The organism is Rothia sp. HMSC065B04, assembly GCF_001812285.1.
Lineage (GTDB): Bacteria > Actinomycetota > Actinomycetes > Actinomycetales > Micrococcaceae > Rothia > Rothia mucilaginosa.
Genome location: NZ_KV808407.1, coordinates 1 through 19,966, shown reverse-complemented (window position 1 = coordinate 19,966; position 19,966 = coordinate 1). Strand labels below are relative to the sequence as shown.

Sequence of the window (19,966 nt, the reverse complement as noted above, 5' to 3'; positions counted from 1 at the left end):
CCCAGCAATGTAGCCCACACGTTGTCCGTCTTTCGGCTTTGAGCGTGCGGGCTTTTTGCTTTCAAGATTGGAGTGCCGAGTGGATTTTCTTCTGAATATCATCGGGGACATTAATACGCAGACTGCGGAACTGACTTCCACCGTGGATGCCGTGCAGAACTGGATGTGGAGTAATTTCCTCTACTACGCTCTGATTGCTGCTGGTCTGTACATTACGATTCGTACCCGCGGCGTACAGTGGCGCTCCATTAAGGAAATGGTTCGTGTCCTGGGTGACCCGGTTGCTCGTGAGGCTGACGGTAAGAAGAGTATTTCTTCGTTCCGTGCGTTTACTGTTTCGGCGGCTTCTCGTGTGGGTACCGGTACTGTTGCGGGTGTTGCTTTGGCTATTGCTATGGGCGGCCCGGGTGCTGTGTTCTGGATGTGGGTTATTGCTGCTGTTGGTGCAGCTTCTGCTTTCGCGGAGTCCCTTCTGGGTCAGCTGTATAAGGAGCGCGGTAAGGATTCCTATATTGGTGGTCCGGCGTACTACATGAAGCGCGGTCTGAATGCTCGTTGGATGGGTTATATCTTCGTGGCGTTCATTGTGATCACTTACGCGTTTGTGTTTGTGGCGGTTCAGACGAATGCTGTGGTGGATGCTGCGGCGAACTCGTTCAATATTGACGTTTCGGGTACTAACTCGATGGGCTTCCGCATCACTATTGGTCTGATTATGGTGGCGCTGACTGCGGCTATTATTTTCGGTGGTATTCGCGCGATTTCTTCGGTGACTGAGTGGCTGGTGCCGATTATGGCGGTGCTGTATCTGCTGCTGGGTCTGCTGGTTGTTCTGCTGAACATCACTGAGGTCCCGAACATGCTGCTGATGATTTTCCAGGGTGCTTTCGGCATTAAGGAGTTCGTGACCGGCGGTACCATGGGCGCCGTGATTTGGGGTATGAAGCGTGGCCTGCTGACTAATGAGGCGGGTATGGGTACTGCTCCGAACGCTGGTGCGACCGCTACTATTTCTCACCCGGCTAAGCAGGGTTACGTGCAGACCCTGGGTGTTTACTTTGACACCATGATGGCGTGTACTGTGACTGCGTTTATTGTTCTGCTGTCGAACCCGACTTATGGTGATCGTTCGCGTGGTGCGTCGCTGACTCAGTCGGCGCTGGCTATGCAGCTGGGCGATTGGGCGGTGCACTTCCTGACTATCGCGATTTTCATGTTTGCGTTCTCGACTGTGATTGGTAACTACTACTACGGCGAGTCGAATATGCGTTTCGTGACTGAGCGTAAGCTGCCGATGAATATTTTCCGTGCACTGGTTCTGGTATTCGTGTTCTTCGGTGCGATTTCTTCGCTGGATCTGGTGTGGACTACCGCGGATATGCTGAATGCCGGCATGGTGATTGTGAACTTGACGGCGGTTCTGTTGATGACTCCGCAGGTTGTTGCGGTGTTGAAGAACTATGAGGCTCAGCGTAAGGCTGGTTTGGAGCCGATTTTCAAGGCTTCGGATATGCCTGAGTTGAAGAATCTTGCGGCGTGGGATGGTACTGATGCGGTGACTACCCGTGAGTTCTGGGCTGAGTATGATGCGAAGGCTGCTGAGCGTCGTGCCGCGAAGAAGGCTAGCCGCTAGTTTGTAAGCTACACGCAGGTTTCTGTGTAAGGCTTTGTGGAGGGTCCGTCCTGCTGTGTTGCGGGGCGGGCCCTTTTGCGTGCTTGAGGGGCGTATGGGGCTGCCCATCGGGGTAGGCTCTGAACGCCTCCTTGAACTACCCTGAGGGCTTGCGGATTCCTCCGGGTCTGTATGCTTAGGAAGGATATTAGGAGGGTTTATGGATTGGCGTGCCGTACTGGAGCTGGTGGTCACGGTCGTGTTTCTGGCTGGTATTGCGTTGGCGCTATTGTGCTTGGTGACGATTCATCGGAACCCGCATTTTTCGGAGGTGCAGAAGCTGAAGTGGCTTCTGCTGGTGCTGTGCCTGCCGTATGTGGGTCCGGTGACGTGGTTGTTGCGCGCGCGTCTGGAACGCATTGATCGGGAGCGTGCCGAAAACGAGCGTATGGCGCGGGGTTCCGCGGTTGCGTCCGATGCGGCTACTTCCGGTGGAGTGTCCGGTAGTGCCCCCAATAGCGCCTCGGAGGCTCTTTCTGAACCCTCCACCACCTCTAAGTAACGAAGGTCACACTCTCTCAATTGGACAGCACCGCATACAGTCCGTATAGTTTTATGTGTTGCCTGCGGTGATACACCGTAAGACACATGCGCGAGTGGCGGAATAGGCAGACGCGCACGGTTCAGGTCCGTGTGCCCGTGAGGGCGTGGGGGTTCAACTCCCCCCTCGCGCACCAACGATCCCCGGTTCGAAAGAACCGGGGATTTTTTCATATCCATAACCAATTCCCCGCTAAATGACGGGGTTCCAGAGCGATGGCGAGTGCATCACCTAAAATAGAACCGGGTGTGTTCATTCACAGGACACACAGCTAACGCACAGACACGCTCGTTAAACTGAGCCTTTCGGATAAAGACCGTTTGCGCGGTCTGTTGCTCGGAATGGTCGTTGAGAAGGAGGCGGCATGAAGTTTTTCGACAAGCTGGGCAAGCTGGAGCAAGGCATCGGCCGCACTGTCGGCCTTTCCAAGGGCTTCGGCACCTTTGCGAAGGCGGATGTCGCTAACCGCGTCCGCATCATGATGGATGACGAGTCCTACGTGGACGGCAGTGGCCGCACTATGGCTCCTAATGTCTATACTCTCCGTTTCGCACCGGTTGATTTCCCTCGCGTTCGCGAGTGGGGCAACCCGTTCGCTGTTGAGCTGTGCGATTTGGCGATTTCGCACGCCCGCGCGCAGGGTTACACCCTCATTGGCGCGGTTCGCGTGACGTTCAACGTTCTTGATTCTCTCTCTGAGGGCGAGTTTGAGGTTGTTGCGACTTTCGAGCCGTTCTCTGTACCGGAGGCTCCGGCATCCCCGTCTCTGCGCGGCGCCACTAACTACGCGCCGGTGCGTCCGCCGCGTGAGTCTTCTTTGCCGACCCGCATTACGAAGCCGGCTGCTCAGCCGGCTCAGCCTGCACCCAGCCCTGCGCCTCAGCAGGCTCCTGCGCCTCGCCTGAACATGCCTGTAGCGTCCCCCGCGGCGGGTGCTCCCCGTTTCTTCTTGGAGATTGAGGGTCGCATGCACCCGGTGAACCACCTGCCGTTTGTGCTGGGTCGCGGTTCTGATGCTGATTTTCGTCTGGACGATAAGGGTGTTTCTCGCCGTCACCTGCAGCTTTCGATGCAGGGTGGTGCGGTGGTCGCCACCGATATGGGTTCTACCAACGGCACGTTGATTAATGGTGCGCCTCTGCGTGCGCCGGTGGTGCTGGCGAACGGTTCGCTGCTTCGCATGGGTAATACCCGCATCATCTTCCATAGTTCGACCGGAGGTGTCCGTTAATGGCGTCTGAATTGACCGTTACTATCCTTCGTTACGCTTTTCTAGCTCTGATTTGGTTCTTTGTTTTCCTGGTGGTTTCGGCGGCTCGCCGTGACCTTGGTTTGGGTAAGAACTATCGTGCGGCACCGGTTGATGCGGTTCCGGAGGCTACCCATATTGCGCCTCCGCCGACTCGTCCTTCGCAGCTTGTGATTACTGCCGGTGCGCAGGCTGGCGCGATGATGCAGCTGGGGGACCACCCGATTACTATTGGCCGCGCTAATGACATTGAGGTGTCCCTGCAGGATGATTACGCCTCGGGCCGCCATGCGCGCCTGTTCCCTCAGGGTTCCCGTTGGTTCCTTGAGGATTTGAATTCTACTAATGGTACGTTCGTCAATGGCGAGCGTCTGACTCGTGCGACCCCGATTGAGCCCGGTGATGATTTCCGCGTTGGCGGTACCACCATGCAGTTGAGGGGCTAGTGTATGAAGATTGCTTTTCGTTTTGAGGCCCGCTCTGATACGGGTCTGAAACGCTCGAAGAATGATGACTCCGGCTACGGTGGTCGTTTCCTTGCTGTCGTTGCTGATGGCATGGGCGGCCACGTGGGCGGCGATGTCGCGTCGGCTACGACGGTTTTGAATTTGACTCCCCTCGATCACCCCGATTTTGAGGATGGTGCTGGCGGCGTCTATCTGGCTGATGAGATTCAGAGCGCGAACTTGATCATTAATGAGCTGGCGGCGAATGATCCGCAGCTGGCGGGCATGGGCACGACCTGTACTGCCCTGCTGATTGATGGTGATTGCATTGAGTTCGCCCATATTGGTGACTCACGTGCGTATCGTCTGCGTCCGGGCGCTGATGGTGAGTTTGAGCAGATTTCTACTGACCATACGTTTGTGCAGCGCTTGCTCAATGAGGGTCGTATTACCCCGCAGGAGGCGGAGAACCACCCCCATAAGAACGTGATTATGCGCGTTCTGGGTGATGTTGATGCGTCCCCCGAGCTGGAGTTGAAGACTCTGGACGCTGTTCCCGGCGAGCGCTGGGTGCTCTCTTCGGACGGTTTGGATGCTGTGGTGTCCCTGTCGGAGATTGAGCAGGTGATGCGTTCTACTGATGATCTGTCTGAGATTGCTGACACTCTGATTGCGATGACTTTGGAACGTGGCGCTCCGGATAACGTGACGGTTGTGTCCCTGCAGGTGATTGACCGTGAGGTTCTGCCGGTGGATGAGCCGGTGGGTCCTTCGAGCCTGCCTGAGTCTGCTCTGCCTGATTCGATTGTGGCGGAGCAGGAGGTCAGCACGAATACTCAGAAGCTTCCCGAGGTTGCTGCTACGGCTGAGGCTGCTGAGGCTATTTTGGGTGCGCACCATGATGAGGACTCTGAGGAGCCTCATCGTCGGTCGTTGCGCCGTTTCCGTCGTGCTCGTGACTTCTCTGGAACCCTGTTGCACAGTGGTTCTGGGGCGGTGCGTCACCATATCGGTACGTACGATAACGCCGTGGATGCGGCTCTTACGAATGCTGCGATCTTGCGTAGCGAATTGGGTTCCCGCCCGCATCAGCTGGTTGGTGCCGCTTCGGTGGCTACTGAGACCGGCATGATTCCGGCGGTGACTTCGCGTACCCTGGAGCATCGTGCGACGGTGGCTCAGCGTGTGCCTTTGAAGGTTGAGTCTGATGAGGCGACCTTGCCGGCTGAGCTGGAGGAGCTGATCGCTGAGGATACTGTTGAGCGTTCGCGTCCGCGGTCGTGGTCGATTCGCCTGTTCATTACTCTGCTGGTTGCGGCTATTGTGACGCTGGCTGCGTGGACCGGTCTGCGCTATGTGGAGCGTAGCTACTATGTGGGTGAGAGTGACGGCACGGTTGCGGTGTACAACGGTATTCCGCATGCGTTGGGTCCGATTCGTCTTTCTCACGTGGTGGAGAATACCGATATTCCTACGAGTGAGTTGAGCGATCATACGCGTTCTTTGTTGCGTAATGCGATTACGGCGAAGGACCTGGATGATGCGCACCAGATTGTGACTCGTTTGAAGACTCAGGCAGATCAGTCTCGTGAGAAGGCGGAACAGGCCGCTGCGTCTGCTTCCGCGTCTGCCTCGGCATCTGCGTCTGCCTCGGCATCTGCTTCCCCGAGCTCTGAGGCTCCCAGTGAGGCTCCGAGCTCTGGGGCACCGAGCTCTGATTCGGCATCCCCGGCTCCTGAGCCGGCTTCTTCGGAGGCTCCTGCTGCGGTAGGCGGTGAGAACAATGGCTAAGTTCTCGTTCCGTCGTGAGTCGGATGCGCCTCGTGCACGCCGTTTCACGGAGCTTTTCCTGCTGGTTTTGGCGGTAGGTATCAGCTCGTTCGGCATGTACCTGATTGATCCGGAGCATGCTTTTGATACGTCGAAGAGCCAGTGGCTGCCGTGCACGGTGGTGCTGGGTGCCGGTGCTCTTCTTATTCACCTGGTCATGCAGTTCCGTGCGCGTTATGCTGATCCGTTTATTCTGCCGCTGGTGGTGGCTCTGAACGGCATTGGTTTGACCATGATTTATCGCCTGGATCCGCAGATTGCGGCTCCAGTGGGTGACGGTCAGCTGATGTGGACCGGCGTGTCGATGGTGCTGTGCGCGATTATCGTGTTCGTGCTCAGGGATTACCGCCTGCTGCGTAAGGTCACGTACACCTCCCTGGTGCTGTCGATGATCCTGCTTATCATGCCGCTGGTTCCGGGTCTGGGTATGGAGCTCAATGGTGCTCGTATTTGGATTCATATCGGTAACCGAACGTTCCAGCCGGGTGAGGTCGCGAAGATTACTTTGGCGATTTTCTTCGCCGGCTATTTGGCGACGCACCGTGACCTGATTCTGGTGGCTGGCCGCCGCATCGGCCCTATCAATCTGCCGCGTCTGCGTGATTTGGCGCCGGTGTTCTTGGCGTGGATTGTGAGCCTGGGTGTTCTGGTGTTCCAGAAGGATCTTGGTTCGGCAATTATGTTCTTTGGCCTGTTCATGGCGATGCTGTACCTGTCGACCGGCCGTATTTCGTGGCTGGTGGTTGCGGGTATCGGTATGGCTGTGGGCGGCTATTTCGCGTACCACTATGTCTCGCACGTGCACGCCCGTATTTATGCGTGGGTGCATGCTTTTGATCCGGAGATTTACCAGGCGTCTCCTGGCGGTTCGGGTCAGATTCTGCAGGGCGTTTTTGGTCTGGCTTACGGCGGTCTTTTTGGCCGCGGTTGGGGCCAGGGCCGCGCGAACCTCGTCCCGTACGCTAATTCGGACATGATTATTTCTTCGTTGGGTGAGGAGCTGGGCTTGGTGGGTCTGGGCGCCATCCTGATGATGTTCATGCTCCTGGTTTCGCGCGGTTACCGTGCAGCGTTGGGTACTCGTGATGGTTTCGGCAAGCTGTTGGCTGCCGGCCTGTCTACGGTCATGGTTTTGCAGCTGTTCGTGGTGATTGGCGGCGTGACTCGTTTGATTCCGCTGACTGGTCTGACGACTCCTTTCATGTCTGCCGGTGGCTCCTCGTTGGTGGCTAACTGGATTATTGTGGCGCTGTGGTTGTCTATTTCTCATAGTGCCCGCGCACCTCACCTGGTGGCTGGTTATGATGCGCCGCAGGGTATTGACCATGCGGACACTAGCTACGAGCCGGAGGGTGCTACTAGCGTTCTGGCGCGTATTACGGCTAAGGATTCTGGAGGTGAGAAGAATGGATAGGGCTATTCGCCGCATGTGGATGTCTGCCGCGTGCGTGTTTGTCCTGCTGATGGGTACCCTCAGCTATATTCAGTTCTTCGATTCGAAGACGCTGATGAATAATCAGTGGAATTCTCGAGCGCTCTACGACAATTACGGTTCGGCACGTGGTTCGATTGTGGTTGACGGTACGGAGATTGCTTCGTCGGTGAAGTCCGATGATGAGTACAACTACCAGCGTGTGTATAACCACCCGCTCAAGTATGCGGCTCTGACGGGTTATTTCTCCACGATTTATGGCGCGACCGGCCTGGAGGCTGCACTCGATAAGGAGCTTGCAGGTACGAGCGATAGCCAGTTCTACGACCGTGTGGCGCAGCTGTTTAGCGGTTCTTCCGCACAGGGCGCCAGCGTGGAGCTGACGATCAATTCGAAGCTTCAGGATATTGCCTACAACGCTCTGCAGGGCCGTAAGGGTGCTGTGGTGGCGATGAACCCGAAGACCGGTGAGATTCTGGCGATGGCTTCTTCGCCGTCCTATGACCCGAATCTTCTGTCGGCTCATACGAGCTCTTCGGTTTTGGCGAATTATCAGGCGCTGACTTCTGATGAGGACAGCCCCCTGTTTAACCGTGCGATTGCCGGTAATACTTATTCGCCGGGTTCGACCTTCAAGATTATTGATGCGGTGGCGGCGCTGGAATCCGGCAAGTACAACGCGTCTTCGGTCATTGCGAATCCCGCCCAATTGCCTCTGCCGGGTACGAACATTAGCCTGCCGAACTATACTGGCGGCCAGTGTGGAACCCGCACTCAGGCGACAATTGAGTGGGCTTTGGCTCAGTCCTGTAATACGCCGTTTGCGCAGATTGCGATGGATTTGGGTCAGGAGCGTATCGCGAAGACCGCTGAGAATTTTGGTTACGGCCATGATTTGAAGATTCCTTTGACGGTTTCTAAGTCGTCTTTCCCGTCGAATCTGACGCAGAGCCAGTTGGCCCAGTCGGCGATTGGTCAGTACGACGTGAAGACCACTCCGTTGCAGGTGGCGATGACTTCTGCGGCGATTGCGAATGGCGGCGTGCAGATGAAGCCGAACCTGATTCGTTCGGTGAAGACCAGCAACCTGAGCACTTTGCAGGAGTTCTCTCCTGAGAAGCTGCGTACGTCCACTAGCCCTGAAATTGCTAACCAGGTGAAGCAGTGGATGGTGAATGCGGTTGATAATGGTATTGCACGCAATGCTGGTGTCCCCGGTGTGAAGGTGGCGGGTAAGACCGGTACCGCGGAGACTACGGCAGGTTTGAATAATTCTTGGTTTACCGGTTTTGCTCCGGCTGATGATCCTCAGATTGCGATTGCTGTGGTTTATGAGGATATTGATGTGGCGACCGGTGCCCAGTTGGCAACCAGTACTAGTAAGCAACTCTTTGAGGCGGTGTTGAACAAGTGAGGCCTGCGGCTGATATCACTTTGGGCGGGCGCTACACCCTAACCGAACGTATCGCGATTGGCGGTATGGGCGAGGTGTGGAAAGCTCGCGACAAGGTGCTTGGACGCATCGTTGCGGTCAAGATCCTCAAGGAGGAGTACACCGGTGACCCGGGCTTCTTGGAGCGTTTCCGCGCTGAGGCCCGTAATACGGCGTTGTTGAACCACCCCGGTGTAGCGAACGTTTTCGACTACGGCGAGGAGGACAACTCCGCGTACCTGGTCATGGAGCTGGTGCCGGGTAATCCGCTCTCGAGCATTATCGAGCACGAGACTACCCTGCCGCCGGACCGTGTTCTGAACTTCATTGCTCAGACCGCTCGCGCGTTGGCTGCGGCTCATTCGCAGGGTCTGGTGCACCGTGACGTGAAGCCGGGTAACCTTATCATCACCCCGGATGATCGCGTGAAGGTGACTGATTTCGGTATTGCTCGTCTGGCTAATCAGGTGCCGTTGACGGCTACCGGCCAGGTGATGGGCACCGCCCAGTATTTGGCGCCGGAGCAGGCAACCGGTCAGGCTGCTACCGCATCTTCGGATATGTACTCGTTGGGCATTATTGGTTATGAGTGCCTGGTGGGTCGTCGTCCGTTTACGGGTGAGTCGCAGATTGCGATTGCGTTGGCTCAGGTGAATGATCCGCCGCCGCCGCTTCCGGAGACCATCCCGGCTCCTGCTCGTGCGCTGATTATGTGCTTGTTGGCGAAGGACCCGGCTCAGCGTCCTAAGGATGCGACCGCTCTGGCTTCTGCGGTGGATGCGATTCGTCGCCGCGATCTGAAGGCAGCGGTGAAGGCTGTTCCTTCTTTGGCTCAGTTCTTGGCTGAGGAGAATGCTGACGACGGTACTGTCGCTATGACTGCGATGGATGTGGCGGCGGAGCCGATTAGCGCTTCTGCTACTCCGCGTTTTGGTTCTGGTGGTCGTTTCTCGCCGGAGCCGACGACGGCGCCTATTCCTCGTACGGGTGCGCAGACCATGCGTCCGGCTTCGGGTCGTGTGAAGGCTGCTGTTGCCCCTCCGGCTAAGCGTGGCCCGAACGTGTGGATGTGGGTTGCTCTGCTTCTGGCAATCGTGCTGATCGCTGGCGGTATTTGGACAGTCCTCTCCTCCAATAATGGTGGCGGTTCGACTGATCCGGTTCCGAGCGCTTCTTCGTCTGTTGTTCCGACGAACACGGGTACCGTTTCTACGGTGGAGCCGACTGAGTCTGCTTCTGCCCGTGCTGCAAAGCAGAAGGTGACCGTCAACGCGATTAACTATGAGGGTCGCGAGCTGCAGGACGCAGTGAACGAGCTGAAGAACCTTGGTCTGTCCCCCAAGACTGAGGGTGTTGAGTCTACTCAGCCGGAGAACACGGTGATTTCGGTTTCTCCGACGGGTACTTTGGAGCAGGGTAATAGCGTGACTGTTCGCTATTCGACCGGTCCGAAGTCGGTGACTTTGCCGTCGAATCTTGAGGGTAAGAACGTTGATGAGGCGTCGAAGGCTGTTGCCGCTTTGGGTGTGAATGTTTCTCTGCATTATGAGAATTCGGACACTGCGGCCCCCGGTACGGTGCTTCGTACTACCCCCTCATCTGGCACCAAGGTTACGGTTGGTAGTAATGTAGACATGTATGTGGCCTCTTCCAGTTCGGGTAGGGGTTCGAGTGCGAGCGCTTCTGCTGCACCGTCTGCGTCGGCTTCTGCTTCCGCTTCTGCGTCGGCGCGTTAGCCCCTACATTTTGATTTAGTTTTAGTCTTAGTGATCCAGGAGAACTTATGGACCTGTCGGTTCCCGACACGGTTGATAACCGTTACAAGGTACTCGAGGTAATCGGTACCGGTGCGATGGCAACCGTTTATGCTGCTGAGGATACTCGCCTCGGCCGCAAGGTTGCGCTTAAGATTCTGCGCCCGGAGCAGGCCCAGGACGATACGTTCCGCGCACGCTTTAAGCGTGAGGCGGAGGCTGTGGCGTCTCTGAACAATCCTGCGATTGTTGCTGTCTATGACACCGGTTCGTATAACCCTTCGCAGGGTGGCGGGGAGTCTGCTTCTTCGGAAGAGGGCACCGCTATTCCTTATATCGTGATGGAGTACGTGGAGGGTCATACTCTGCGTTCCATTCTGTCCCGTGGCGGTCATCTGCCGGTCCGTGATGCTTTGGGTTATTCCGAGCAGCTGCTGGGTGCTTTGCAGTACAGCCACTCGATGGGCATCATTCACCGCGATATTAAGCCGGCGAATATTATGGTGCTGGAGCGTACCAGCGAGGATATCGCTAAGGGTCAGCCGGGCCAGATTAAGGTCATGGATTTCGGTATTTCCCGTGCCATTGAGGAAGCTGGCGAGGCGCTGACCAAGGCTAATGTGGTGATGGGTAGCGCACGCTACATGTCCCCTGAGCAAGTGAGCGGCAAGGAAGTTGACGCCCGTAGCGACCTGTACTCTGCTGCTTGCGTGATTTACGAGATGATTGCTGGTCGTTCTCCGTTTGACGCTGAGTCGAATGTTGATCTCGCGGCTAAGCATCTTTCGGATGCCCCTGAGCCTCCGAGCAAGTTCACCCCGCTTGAGGTTCCTGCTGGTCTGGATGCTGTGATTCTGAAGGGTCTGGCGAAGAACCCGGATGAGCGTTATCAGAGCGCGGCTGAGTTCGCTCAGGCTCTGGTGTCGGTTGTTCGCCCGGGTGAAGAGACCGTGGTGCAGGATGCAGCGATGACTACTGCTTTTGTTCCTTCGGCGACTACTGCTTCCCTGGGTGAGGATTACGCCCCGTACACCACCTCGATTACTGAGGCTTCGGTGGAGGATGGCGGCCTCAACGGCTTCTTCGAGTATGAAGACGATGAGGAACTGTACGACGATGAGGAGTACGCAGAGTACGATGAGTCTTCGCCGCGTAAGCGTGCGTGGGTTCGTTTCCTTGTGGGTACTCTGATTGTGGCTCTGCTGGTTTTCAGTGTCGGCTCGGTTCTGTACTACCAGAACAAGCTCAATGAGGTTCCGCAGGTTCAGGTTCCGGCTGTGGTGAATGTTTCCCGCGATGATGCCGATAACCAGCTACGTAACCGAGGCTTCGTGGTGGAGTACCGTCAGGGCTACTCGGACAACATCAAGAAGGGCGACGTTATCAACGTTGAGCCGGGTGTCGGTTCTACGGTTAATAAGGGCTCGACCGTGGTTGTGACTGTTTCGAGCGGTCCGGAGAAGGTCAAGCTACCGGATAACCTGCAGGGTCAGAGTGAGGCGTATGTCCGTAACGCTCTGAAGGACCTGGGTCTGGTGGATGGCCGCGTCTCCACTGTGGAGAGCGCTTCCGTTCCTGCCGGTATGGTTGTGGAGCTGTCCCCGGAGAAGGGCTCGACCGATGATAAGGGCGCTCAGACCGTTGAGGCTGGTAGCACCGTGAACATTGTCCTGTCTTCCGGTAAGGTGAAGGTCCCCTCGCTGGTGGGTCTGACCAAGGATCAGGCGATTGCTGCTCTGACCGCTCAGGATGTTCTGCTGAACACCAACATCGAGACTGTTCAGACTAACGAGCGTCCTGCGGGCACTGTGCTTTCGCAGAGCTCTGCAGCGGGTACTCTGGTGGCTCAGAACAGCACTGTGACGATCCGTGTGGCTGCTACTCCGACTCAGACGACCGCTCCAACTACTGCGGCTACTCAGCCTGCGGCAGCGACCGGTAACCAGAACGCTACCACTGGTAACCAGAACCAGCAGCGTTCTACCGCTACTCAGCCGACTGCGGCAGCTACTACTCAGCCGACTGCGGCAGCGAATAATCAGCAGCGTTCTACCGCTACGGCTACTCCGGCACCGGCTGCGTCCACTGCTGCGGGTACCCGTACGATTCAGGGTAATAACGCGAATACCAATGCCAATGCGAACAACGCAAACGCTAACGCGAATGCCCGCTAAGGGGTTCTAGCGGCTAGCTACGATAAAGGGGCGGCGCTCCACACCGTTGGGTGTGGGGCGCCGCCCCTTTCGTGTATCTGCCCGTGTGTCTGTCTGTGTGCTTTGTTCGTGTACCGGGGCTTGCTCGCGGCTACGGGCCAGATAGAGCTATCGCCTCCAGCTTCCCTGTAGCGTGACTGCTACGGGGCTTCTGGAGGCGATATAAGCCACTGAGGGCTCTAAAGGCTAGAAGGGCTAGGCCATGAGGGGTGAGAGGCTCTTAGAGCGTTCTGCGGCGCCCTGCAGGCCGGTTTCTTCGAGCCAGTTGCCGAGCATGAGGTATCCGCTTTCGGTCAGGACCGATTCGGGGTGGAACTGCACGCCGTGCATGGGGGCTTCACGGTGGCGCAGGCCCATGATGATGCCGTTGTCGGTCGTGGAGGTGGTTTCCAGGACGTCGGGCATGGTTTCGGGTACAACCGCCAGGGAGTGGTAGCGGGTCGCGGTGAAGGGGCAGGGCACGTCCTTGAACACGGAGACGTTATCGTGCACCAGCTGCGAGGTCTTGCCGTGCATCAGCTCGGGGGCGTGGGTGACGGTGCCGCCGAATGCCTCAGCAATAGCCTGGTGGCCCAGGCAGACGCCCAGCAGCGGCTTCTTCGCTTCCGCGGCCCAGCGGATGGTGTCGATGATGACGCCTGCCTCTGCGGGGGCACCGGGGCCGGGAGAGACGAGCACGCCGTCGTGTTCTTCGGCGAGCTTGATGACTTCGTCGAGTTCGTATTCGTCGTTACGGATGACGGTGGTTTCAGCGCCGAGCTGCTGGATGTAGCCGACGAGGGTGAAGACGAAGCTGTCGTAGTTGTCGATAACAAGGATGCGGGTCATGGCACGTCCTTAGCGCTAATGGTTGATGGTGACGTTCAGGTTGAAGGGGCCGTACTCTGCGAAGTGGGGGAAGACGAATTCCATGAGCAGGTAGACTACGGCGAGTATCAGCACGATGGCGATAATGATGCGAACCCACAGGGGGCCGGGGAGGTGGCGGAAAATCCATGCGTACATCTGCTTTTCCTCTCAGATTTAGGATTTTGCGACGGAGGCGGCAATTTCTGCGGGCGCTCCGGCTGCGGCGGGCCGCCAGGATTCGAGGCGGGCGTGGACAATGTATCGTTCGGTGTCACCGTAGCGCGGGTGGCAGGTGGTGAGCGTCAGGAGGCGCTCGGTGGGTGCTACGCCGGGCTGTCCGGGGACGGGTTCGATGACTTCTACCTGGTCGGGCTGCACGATTTCGTGGCTGTAGACGGTGTAGGTGTAGTAGCCGTCTTTGGTGCGCACGTAGATGTGGTCGCCTTCGGTGAGCAGGTCGATGTCGTTGAGGACTTTGCCGCGGGTTTGGCGGTGTCCTGCGAGGGAGAAATTGCCGACCTGGCCGGGCATGGCGCTTCCTTCGTAGTGGCCGAGGCCGAGGGAGTCAAGCACGTCGGAGCTGGTGCCCTGGGTTGCGGGGCGCTGGTAGTCGGATCCGAACTTGGGGATGTAGACGACGCCGAAGACTTCACCGTGGCCGGGTTCGCTCAGACCGGCGGGAGGGGTGTTGGGGTCCCAGTCTGGGACGGGTTCGCCGGGATTGGAGTCGAACTCCTGAACGAGGGTGCTGACGGCTTGGGATTGGGTGCGGTCGGCGTCGATGTTGGTCCACCAAAGCTGCCATGCGACGAAGAGGAGCAGTACGACTCCGATGGTGATGAGGAGTTCGCCTGTAATCTGGATGACCCAGTGCAGCACGCTGCGGGGGCGGCGCTCTGCGGTGGGTGCCGTTCCTTGACTCATGCGGTCTCCTTTGTCTTCTGGGTTATGTATGTTCTTGGGCGCCGGGTGGCGTTCCTTATCTTTCAACGCGGGGAGAAGGTGAAATCATCCCGTAAGTCTGCAAAGATAGGTGTGAACATATATTTTTAGGTTACCCATACAACAATAAGCGGAGGAAGTATGTCGACCAACTCGGCTAAGGCATCGTCCAAGAAGAAGTCTCAGAAGTCTGCTAAGTCTGAGGTGGAGGATGCGAGCGAGCTGCGTCTGCGTGAGATTGCTCGTGAGATGGAGAGCGGCACGCAGCTGAAGGAGCAGACTCCGTTGTGGTACCGCGTGATTATGTTCTCGCTGTTGGCGGTGGGCATTCTGTGGATTATTGTTTTCTACATTACGCAGGGCCTGTTCCCGATTCCTGATCTGGGTATGTGGAATGTGAGTGTTGGTGTGGGCGCCATGATGGTGAGCATGCTGATGATGACTCGCTGGCGTTAAGACTTAGACGTTAAGACTTAGGCACTAGGGCTTAGGCGTTAGAGCTTATAGAGAGGCGGTCGTCCCGTGTGGGGCGGCCGCCTCTCTGTATGTTTCGCCTGTTTGGCAGGAGCTGGGGTTAGAGATCCTGCACGCTACCTGTCTTTAGTTCTTACTCGGAAGATTGCGGTCATGGCGACCATGATGAGCAGCTCGGTGAGGGTTTGGGTGAGTACGGTGGCGCCCATGAGGCTCGCTTCGGGGTTCCCGTTGTGTGCCAGGCGTTGTGCGCAGAGCGCGACGACGGGGTAGATGATGAGGGCGTTGCGGGTGACAGCGCTGAAGGTTACGGAGATGCGTTCCGGTCGTCCCATCACCTTGCTGAGGCACCAGGCGGCACCTCCTGCGAGGATGGCGTAGGTGAGGTAGAGTCCGGCGAGTCGGGGAATGAGCTGCGTTTCGTTCAGTACCGCCGGGGTGTAGGCGGAGCACATGAGAGCAAGGAGCAGGCACATGAGGGGAATCATCGCGGTATCGCTCATGGTGCGTACTCGTTCGTAGGCTTGTTGACGCTGCGGTGAGCGGGTTGACCAGCGTTGCACGAGGTAGGCGGCTATCAGGGGCACGATGAGCGGTGCCAAGCTGAGGTAGCTTTCGGTGGGAAGGGGGAATATTTCTCCCACCACCCCAATATCTAATATTCCTATATATGCATACGCACTAGTCCAGAATGGAATAGAAACGATTTGGGTACCAAGAAGATAGGGCGTTGTCGCCAGCAAACCGCGATATTCCCCTCCAGCAATACACGCAAAAACCACAACGTAATCCACGCATGGAGCCAGCAAAACAATCACCGTGGCTAGAGCAATGGGGCCGCCCTCGGGAATGAAGAGGGAGACCAGAGGCGCAACTAGAATCGGGGTTCCAAGGGTAGCCACCAGCACGACCGTGCGAGCGAGCCTCTTATGCTGACCGACACTCATGCCGACTAGAGGCATGAGAGCGAAGTTGGTCCACAGGAGCGCACCGAGCGCGTAGGGCACGAGCTGCTCAGAAACTAGGCTCCACCCACTCAGCCCCGCGCTGGCACCTCCCACGGCCATGGAGGCGAGGTAGAGAGCCACCTGGTGGCGTTCCATATAGCTCACGGAGCCATCCTCTTCTAGTAGATCAGGTCGCCTCGTGCCGCTTCGTGGACGCGGCGGGTTACGGTTTCCATGACGGGCGAGTTGATGTTCCAGCGCTGCCAGTAGAGGGGGAATTCTACGGGGGTTGCGGCGAGCTTCACGAGGTGCCCGCTTGCGAGCTCTTCGGCGCATTGCGCTTCGGGAATGAGACCCCAGGCGATACCGGCGCTGACGGCGCGCGCATAGTCCGGGGAGGAGGGAATGTAGATGGTGGGGCTTTGGGTGAAGGTTTCTTCAGCCTCCAGACCTACTTCTTGTTCAATGAGGACTCGCGCTACGTCCTGCACGAAGTCTTTGCGGTCGTATTCGACGACGGGGGCACGGTTGAGCTCTTCGCGGCTTACGCGCTTGGGCCAGCCGGGTAGGTATCGCTGTACGTAGTCGGGGGTTGCGACGCACCAGTAGCGTGCCACTCCGAGGGTTTCAACGGAGCAGCCGGGGATTTTTTCGGGCTTGGAGGTGATGACTGCCATGACTTCTCCGGATCGGAGCATGGCGGAGGAGTGGAATTCGCCTTCTCGTCGCAGGTCGCAGAAGATGCTGTCTTCGCGGCTGAGGGTTCCTACGGCGTCGAGGAACCAGGTGGCGAGTGAGTCGGCATTGACGGCAACGGAGACGCTCTGGAAGCCGCCGGCGCCCATGAGTTCGCGTTCCATTTCTTGCTGCAGGAATTCGCTTTGTCGGGCGATGCGCAGTACGCTTTGTCCGGCGTCGGTGGGGGTGACGGGGTTGCTTCGGCGTACCAGGACTTTTCCGGCAATCTGTTCCATGGCTTTGATGCGCTGGGAGATGGCGGAGGGGCTCACTCGCAGGATATCTGCCGCCGCGTCGAAGGTGCCGTATTCGATGACGGTGGCGAAGGTGGTGAGCTGGTCGGTACTGAAACGTGTCATAAGAATATCTTACGCAGTGTGAAAATATTTAGATAGATTTAGGGTCCTTTTTCCCGTATTCTCATCTCTGGCACTTCACACGTCAGCTAACGCAGGCTTCATCCCTGCGTCGCGAGCTTTTGCCTGGCAAGCTGGTAGTAAGAGAGTCGTTACCCGCCACTACGCACGCGGGCTCATACCCCATTTGATCAACATAGAAAGTTTCACGATGTCCGCATCCCTCTCCCTGCTGTTTTTGGGTGCTACCACCACGATTTCTTTGGTGGCGGCTATTGGTGCCCAGGGAACTTTTGTGCTGCGTCAGGGTATTTTGGGTCGGCATATTACCCCAATCATTATTTTCTGCATTCTGTCGGATGCTCTGATGATTGGCTTGGGCGTGGTGGGCCTGGGCGCTCTGTTGGATGCGGCACCGTGGTTCATTGAGGTGTTCCGTTATGTGGGTGCGGCGTTTTTGGCGTGGTTTGGTTTTGAGGCTGGGCGGCGTGTGTTTACCCCGCATTCCATCGTGGTGGATGATGCGGAGGGCGATTCTCAGTCGTTGAAGGCGGCTCTGCTGACCACGGCGGCGGTGACGTATTTGAATCCGCTGGCGTGGTTGGATACGACTATTCTTTTGGGTTCGCTGGCGAACGCCCAGGGCGATCCTGGCCGTTGGTGGTACTACCTGGGGTGCTGCTGCGGTAGTATTATCTGGTTTTTGGGGCTGGGGTACGGTTCGCGTCTGCTTCGTCCGCTCTTTGCGCGTCCTTCGGCATGGCGTGTTTTGGATGGGGCGACGGCACTTCTGATGGCATACCTGGTGTTCAATCTGCTGACGATGAACCTGTCGACCCACTAGCTTCTACCCCCCTGAGGAGCCCTTTTATGCCTTGTCGGTCTCCTTTTCCGCGCTCTTCTCCTCTTCGAGGGTTATGAGTACCTCGTTTTTGGGCATGGTAAGCAGGCCCAGGTAGATATCGCGAATAACCAGGATGTGCTTGATTCGCTCGATCATGGGTTTGAGGAAGCTTCGGGCGTATTTTTCGTCGCTACTGGTGGTTGCGACGAAGCTGAGCCCGGAGAACACGGCAACGATCATGGACACCTTGATGACCACGGCGTTGATGTTGGTGTCTACGCCGAGGATTTTGAGGTGTTCGGGTTTGACGGTCATCCAGGATTCGATGGTGGTGTCGCTAATGGCGATGGAGGAGAACCCCATGAAGAACCCGAAGACGAGCAACATAAAGAGGCTCGCCTGAATAATCTGCCCAATCATAGGGATGATGATAAGGTTGCCCCAGGACGCAATTTTGAGGGGTCGGTGTTCGAGGATTTTCTTCTCTTCGACCCAGTCTTGGACGGTGTTCCAGATTCCCCCTTCGAGGGCCGCGGCGCGTTCGTAGTCGTTCTCGGTAAAGCTTGCAATGTCGTCGCCTCTATTGCGGCCCAGAAGGCGCGCTGTGCGCTCTAGGGAGGTCGTGACGATCACGAACACGGCGAGGAGTCCCATGAGCCCCAGAACAGCCCAGGTGCGCGGGAAGCTGAGCCTGTTGGCGAGCTTCCAGAGGTCTGCGTTCACGAAGATGAAGAGCACGGACACCATGAGTACGGGTAGTACTTTCGCAATCATGGGTGGCAGGGAGGCGAGCTGGTGGATGGCATGTTTGAAGGACCACCCTAGGATGGTGTCTACGCCGAGGAAGATGGCGAGGTAGATGCCCACAACGATGAGCGGGAATACTTGGGAACCGTCGTAGACGAAGTCGAGGCCGTCGAGGCTGCTGGATTCAAAGACACTGGCGACAAAGAGCATGCCGGCAAAAAGTACGGTAAGAATACCCGTGGTGATTTGAACCCACTGCGGGGTGCGGACCATGAGTATATGGGCAAGAGTAATGAACACACCGGAGATTATCGGCATCACGAGGAAGATACCACCGAGCACCAGCATGGGTAGCACTTCATCGCTGAGCGCGGTGTTGGTCGTGATGGCTTTAATGTATTCCGGGAGGGAACCATTTGCGTTATCAACTACGAGAATGAGGATATCGCGTAGGAAGATATAGCAGACGTGCATGATACTCGCCCACAGGATCCAGGGTACGGAGCGGGGGAACGCATCGAGAGCACGCTGACGTGCAGGAATGATGAGGGGTACGCCCTGTTTGCGGAACCAGATATTGCTCTGCTTCAGCACATCAGTCTTGCTGTAGCGCTGAGGTTGTGCCTCTTCTGCCACAGCTTTAGTGCGCAGCCGCGCCCAGATGGGGCGTGCGTCCTTCTGCTGTGCGGTGTTCTGCTCCTGTGTGCTCATGACATACCACTCTACAGGGTCGAGCAGGCCCTTTGATTATGTACCTTTTAGAGTTCTTCTTTCTCGAGCTCAGATCCAATAAAGCGAGCGTATGCGCCCATGAGTAGCGCAGCCGCTTCTTCGTGTCCCTCGTAGATTCCTAGTTCCTCGTCCTCACGACCTGTGTAGGTGCCGCTACTGATCTCGAGTAGGGATAGCGGTCCTTCTGCAGTCTCCGGGGCTAGGGCATCCAGGATGAAGCTCAGGCTTTCTTCTGCATCTTCGTCTACTCCCATGAGGCGCCCCAGGTATGTACCCGGGTAGGGTGCGATGGTGAGGACGTCTTCATTCTCACATTGGATAATGCGTGCCACAGGAATAATATCCCCGTCTGCTGTCTCTTCGAGCAGCAGCTCAGTAGAGAGGTCTATATGGCTTTCCTCGCTCTGTAGGATCTGCCTGGGCCACCAGAGGTGAATGTATTCGGTGAGTGCTGCCCATGCTTCGTGAGGCTCCAGCGAGCTCTCTACGTAGAGTGCCGCAGTCCGTTCTTCATTAGCCTGTTGCTGCTGATCGATTTGCTCGGGTGCGTGGGAAAACATGGGGTATTGCATGGTTCTACTCTATCCCAGTGCGCTCCTCTCTGGAGGGCCCGGTAGATTCATGGGGTTCTGAGGGTACAAAAAAGGGGCAGACCCGCGTGGGTCTGCCCCTTTTCCAACTTTAGCTGTTAAAGCAAAAGAGCCCGCGTAAGCGGGCTCTTTTTATTGCCTATTGGATTGTTATCCAAAAACCATACAGTGAACGCAA

Annotated in this window: 18 protein-coding genes and 1 tRNA gene; 12 read left to right on the top strand and 7 right to left on the bottom strand. The window is 57.1% G+C overall.

The genetic code is table 11. The features are described 5' to 3' along the window. Positions 1-79 precede the first annotated feature (79 nt). The 10 genes from HMPREF2845_RS03195 to pknB all read left to right on the top strand — a co-directional run bounded on the left by HMPREF2845_RS03195 (position 80) and on the right by pknB (position 12,530). A complete protein-coding gene (locus HMPREF2845_RS03195; RefSeq protein WP_070633880.1) occupies positions 80-1,633 on the top strand; it encodes an alanine/glycine:cation symporter family protein in 1,554 nt (517 codons plus the stop codon). 199 nt (positions 1,634-1,832) lie between these two features. After that, the gene (locus HMPREF2845_RS03190; protein ID WP_070633879.1) at positions 1,833-2,174 is read left to right on the top strand and encodes a PLDc N-terminal domain-containing protein; all 342 of its coding nucleotides are present in this window, start codon (positions 1,833-1,835) and stop codon (positions 2,172-2,174) included. 88 nt (positions 2,175-2,262) lie between these two features. After that, positions 2,263-2,349 (top strand) — tRNA-Leu (locus HMPREF2845_RS03185). 228 nt (positions 2,350-2,577) lie between these two features. Next, positions 2,578-3,444, top strand: coding sequence for an FhaA domain-containing protein (locus tag HMPREF2845_RS03180; RefSeq protein WP_070616214.1), 867 nt, complete (start codon positions 2,578-2,580; stop codon positions 3,442-3,444). Continuing rightward, the gene (locus HMPREF2845_RS03175) at positions 3,444-3,908 is read left to right on the top strand and encodes an FHA domain-containing protein FhaB/FipA (RefSeq protein WP_005507379.1); all 465 of its coding nucleotides are present in this window, start codon (positions 3,444-3,446) and stop codon (positions 3,906-3,908) included. The genes HMPREF2845_RS03180 and HMPREF2845_RS03175 overlap by 1 nt, the downstream gene beginning before the upstream one ends. 3 nt (positions 3,909-3,911) lie before the next feature. Continuing rightward, entirely contained in the window at positions 3,912-5,699 is a 1,788-nt protein-coding gene (locus HMPREF2845_RS03170) for a PP2C family protein-serine/threonine phosphatase (RefSeq protein WP_070633878.1), read from the top strand. Further along, complete coding sequence (locus HMPREF2845_RS03165) at positions 5,692-7,152, top strand: FtsW/RodA/SpoVE family cell cycle protein (RefSeq protein ID WP_005507381.1); 1,461 nt, start codon at positions 5,692-5,694, stop codon at positions 7,150-7,152. Before HMPREF2845_RS03170 ends, HMPREF2845_RS03165 begins: the two co-directional genes overlap by 8 nt. Continuing rightward, positions 7,145-8,584, top strand: a complete 1,440-nt coding sequence (locus HMPREF2845_RS03160; protein WP_070633877.1) for a peptidoglycan D,D-transpeptidase FtsI family protein — start codon at positions 7,145-7,147, stop codon at positions 8,582-8,584. The genes HMPREF2845_RS03165 and HMPREF2845_RS03160 overlap by 8 nt, the downstream gene beginning before the upstream one ends. Next, positions 8,581-10,338, top strand: a complete 1,758-nt coding sequence (locus tag HMPREF2845_RS03155) for a protein kinase domain-containing protein (protein WP_070633876.1) — start codon at positions 8,581-8,583, stop codon at positions 10,336-10,338. Before HMPREF2845_RS03160 ends, HMPREF2845_RS03155 begins: the two co-directional genes overlap by 4 nt. 47 nt (positions 10,339-10,385) lie before the next feature. Beyond that, entirely contained in the window at positions 10,386-12,530 is a 2,145-nt protein-coding gene (gene pknB, locus HMPREF2845_RS03150) for a Stk1 family PASTA domain-containing Ser/Thr kinase (protein WP_070633875.1), read from the top strand. A gap of 234 nt (positions 12,531-12,764) precedes the next feature. Here pknB and HMPREF2845_RS03145 read toward each other — a convergent pair whose 3' ends face one another. The 3 genes from HMPREF2845_RS03145 to HMPREF2845_RS03140 are packed head-to-tail and all read right to left on the bottom strand — an operon-like array spanning position 12,765 to position 14,342. Further along, positions 12,765-13,397, bottom strand: coding sequence for an aminodeoxychorismate/anthranilate synthase component II (locus HMPREF2845_RS03145; protein WP_049354380.1), 633 nt, complete (start codon positions 13,395-13,397; stop codon positions 12,765-12,767). 15 nt (positions 13,398-13,412) lie between these two features. Then, positions 13,413-13,574: a hypothetical protein gene (locus tag HMPREF2845_RS09300; protein ID WP_005507386.1), complete on the bottom strand. Its 162-nt coding sequence runs from the start codon at positions 13,572-13,574 to the stop codon at positions 13,413-13,415. Between the two features lie 18 nt (positions 13,575-13,592). After that, entirely contained in the window at positions 13,593-14,342 is a 750-nt protein-coding gene (locus HMPREF2845_RS03140; RefSeq protein WP_049345744.1) for a class E sortase, read from the bottom strand. Between the two features lie 159 nt (positions 14,343-14,501). On the opposite strand from HMPREF2845_RS03140, the gene HMPREF2845_RS03135 reads away from it, so the two are divergent. After that, positions 14,502-14,816, top strand: coding sequence for a cell division protein CrgA (locus HMPREF2845_RS03135; protein WP_005507388.1), 315 nt, complete (start codon positions 14,502-14,504; stop codon positions 14,814-14,816). A gap of 134 nt (positions 14,817-14,950) precedes the next feature. Here HMPREF2845_RS03135 and HMPREF2845_RS03130 read toward each other — a convergent pair whose 3' ends face one another. Both HMPREF2845_RS03130 and HMPREF2845_RS03125 read right to left on the bottom strand, forming a co-directional pair. Then, a complete protein-coding gene (locus tag HMPREF2845_RS03130; protein ID WP_070633874.1) occupies positions 14,951-15,946 on the bottom strand; it encodes a hypothetical protein in 996 nt (331 codons plus the stop codon). 14 nt (positions 15,947-15,960) lie between these two features. Continuing rightward, positions 15,961-16,878: a LysR family transcriptional regulator ArgP gene (locus HMPREF2845_RS03125; protein WP_070633873.1), complete on the bottom strand. Its 918-nt coding sequence runs from the start codon at positions 16,876-16,878 to the stop codon at positions 15,961-15,963. 208 nt (positions 16,879-17,086) lie between these two features. Between HMPREF2845_RS03125 and HMPREF2845_RS03120 the strand changes: the two genes are divergently transcribed. Further along, positions 17,087-17,719 carry a LysE/ArgO family amino acid transporter gene (locus HMPREF2845_RS03120; RefSeq protein ID WP_070633872.1) on the top strand — a complete coding sequence of 211 codons (633 nt, stop codon included), beginning with the start codon at positions 17,087-17,089 and terminating at the stop codon, positions 17,717-17,719. A 24-nt stretch (positions 17,720-17,743) separates the two neighbouring features. Here HMPREF2845_RS03120 and HMPREF2845_RS03115 read toward each other — a convergent pair whose 3' ends face one another. Then, entirely contained in the window at positions 17,744-19,177 is a 1,434-nt protein-coding gene (locus HMPREF2845_RS03115; protein ID WP_070633871.1) for a D-mannonate dehydratase, read from the bottom strand. 47 nt (positions 19,178-19,224) lie between these two features. Further along, a complete protein-coding gene (locus HMPREF2845_RS03110; RefSeq protein ID WP_246823251.1) occupies positions 19,225-19,758 on the bottom strand; it encodes a GTPase in 534 nt (177 codons plus the stop codon). Positions 19,759-19,966 lie beyond the last annotated feature (208 nt).

Coding starts and splice junctions, on each gene's coding strand:
- HMPREF2845_RS03190 (WP_070633879.1), top strand. CDS start 1,833: ATGGATTGGCGTGCCGTACTGGAGCTGGTGGTCACGGTCGTGTTTCTG.
- HMPREF2845_RS03180 (WP_070616214.1), top strand. CDS start 2,578: ATGAAGTTTTTCGACAAGCTGGGCAAGCTGGAGCAAGGCATCGGCCGC.
- HMPREF2845_RS03175 (WP_005507379.1), top strand. CDS start 3,444: ATGGCGTCTGAATTGACCGTTACTATCCTTCGTTACGCTTTTCTAGCT.
- HMPREF2845_RS03170 (WP_070633878.1), top strand. CDS start 3,912: ATGAAGATTGCTTTTCGTTTTGAGGCCCGCTCTGATACGGGTCTGAAA.
- HMPREF2845_RS03165 (WP_005507381.1), top strand. CDS start 5,692: ATGGCTAAGTTCTCGTTCCGTCGTGAGTCGGATGCGCCTCGTGCACGC.
- HMPREF2845_RS03160 (WP_070633877.1), top strand. CDS start 7,145: ATGGATAGGGCTATTCGCCGCATGTGGATGTCTGCCGCGTGCGTGTTT.
- pknB (WP_070633875.1), top strand. CDS start 10,386: ATGGACCTGTCGGTTCCCGACACGGTTGATAACCGTTACAAGGTACTC.
- HMPREF2845_RS03145 (WP_049354380.1), bottom strand. CDS start 13,397: ATGACCCGCATCCTTGTTATCGACAACTACGACAGCTTCGTCTTCACC.
- HMPREF2845_RS09300 (WP_005507386.1), bottom strand. CDS start 13,574: ATGTACGCATGGATTTTCCGCCACCTCCCCGGCCCCCTGTGGGTTCGC.
- HMPREF2845_RS03140 (WP_049345744.1), bottom strand. CDS start 14,342: ATGAGTCAAGGAACGGCACCCACCGCAGAGCGCCGCCCCCGCAGCGTG.
- HMPREF2845_RS03135 (WP_005507388.1), top strand. CDS start 14,502: ATGTCGACCAACTCGGCTAAGGCATCGTCCAAGAAGAAGTCTCAGAAG.
- HMPREF2845_RS03125 (WP_070633873.1), bottom strand. CDS start 16,878: ATGACACGTTTCAGTACCGACCAGCTCACCACCTTCGCCACCGTCATC.
- HMPREF2845_RS03120 (WP_070633872.1), top strand. CDS start 17,087: ATGTCCGCATCCCTCTCCCTGCTGTTTTTGGGTGCTACCACCACGATT.
- HMPREF2845_RS03115 (WP_070633871.1), bottom strand. CDS start 19,177: ATGAGCACACAGGAGCAGAACACCGCACAGCAGAAGGACGCACGCCCC.
- HMPREF2845_RS03110 (WP_246823251.1), bottom strand. CDS start 19,758: ATGTTTTCCCACGCACCCGAGCAAATCGATCAGCAGCAACAGGCTAAT.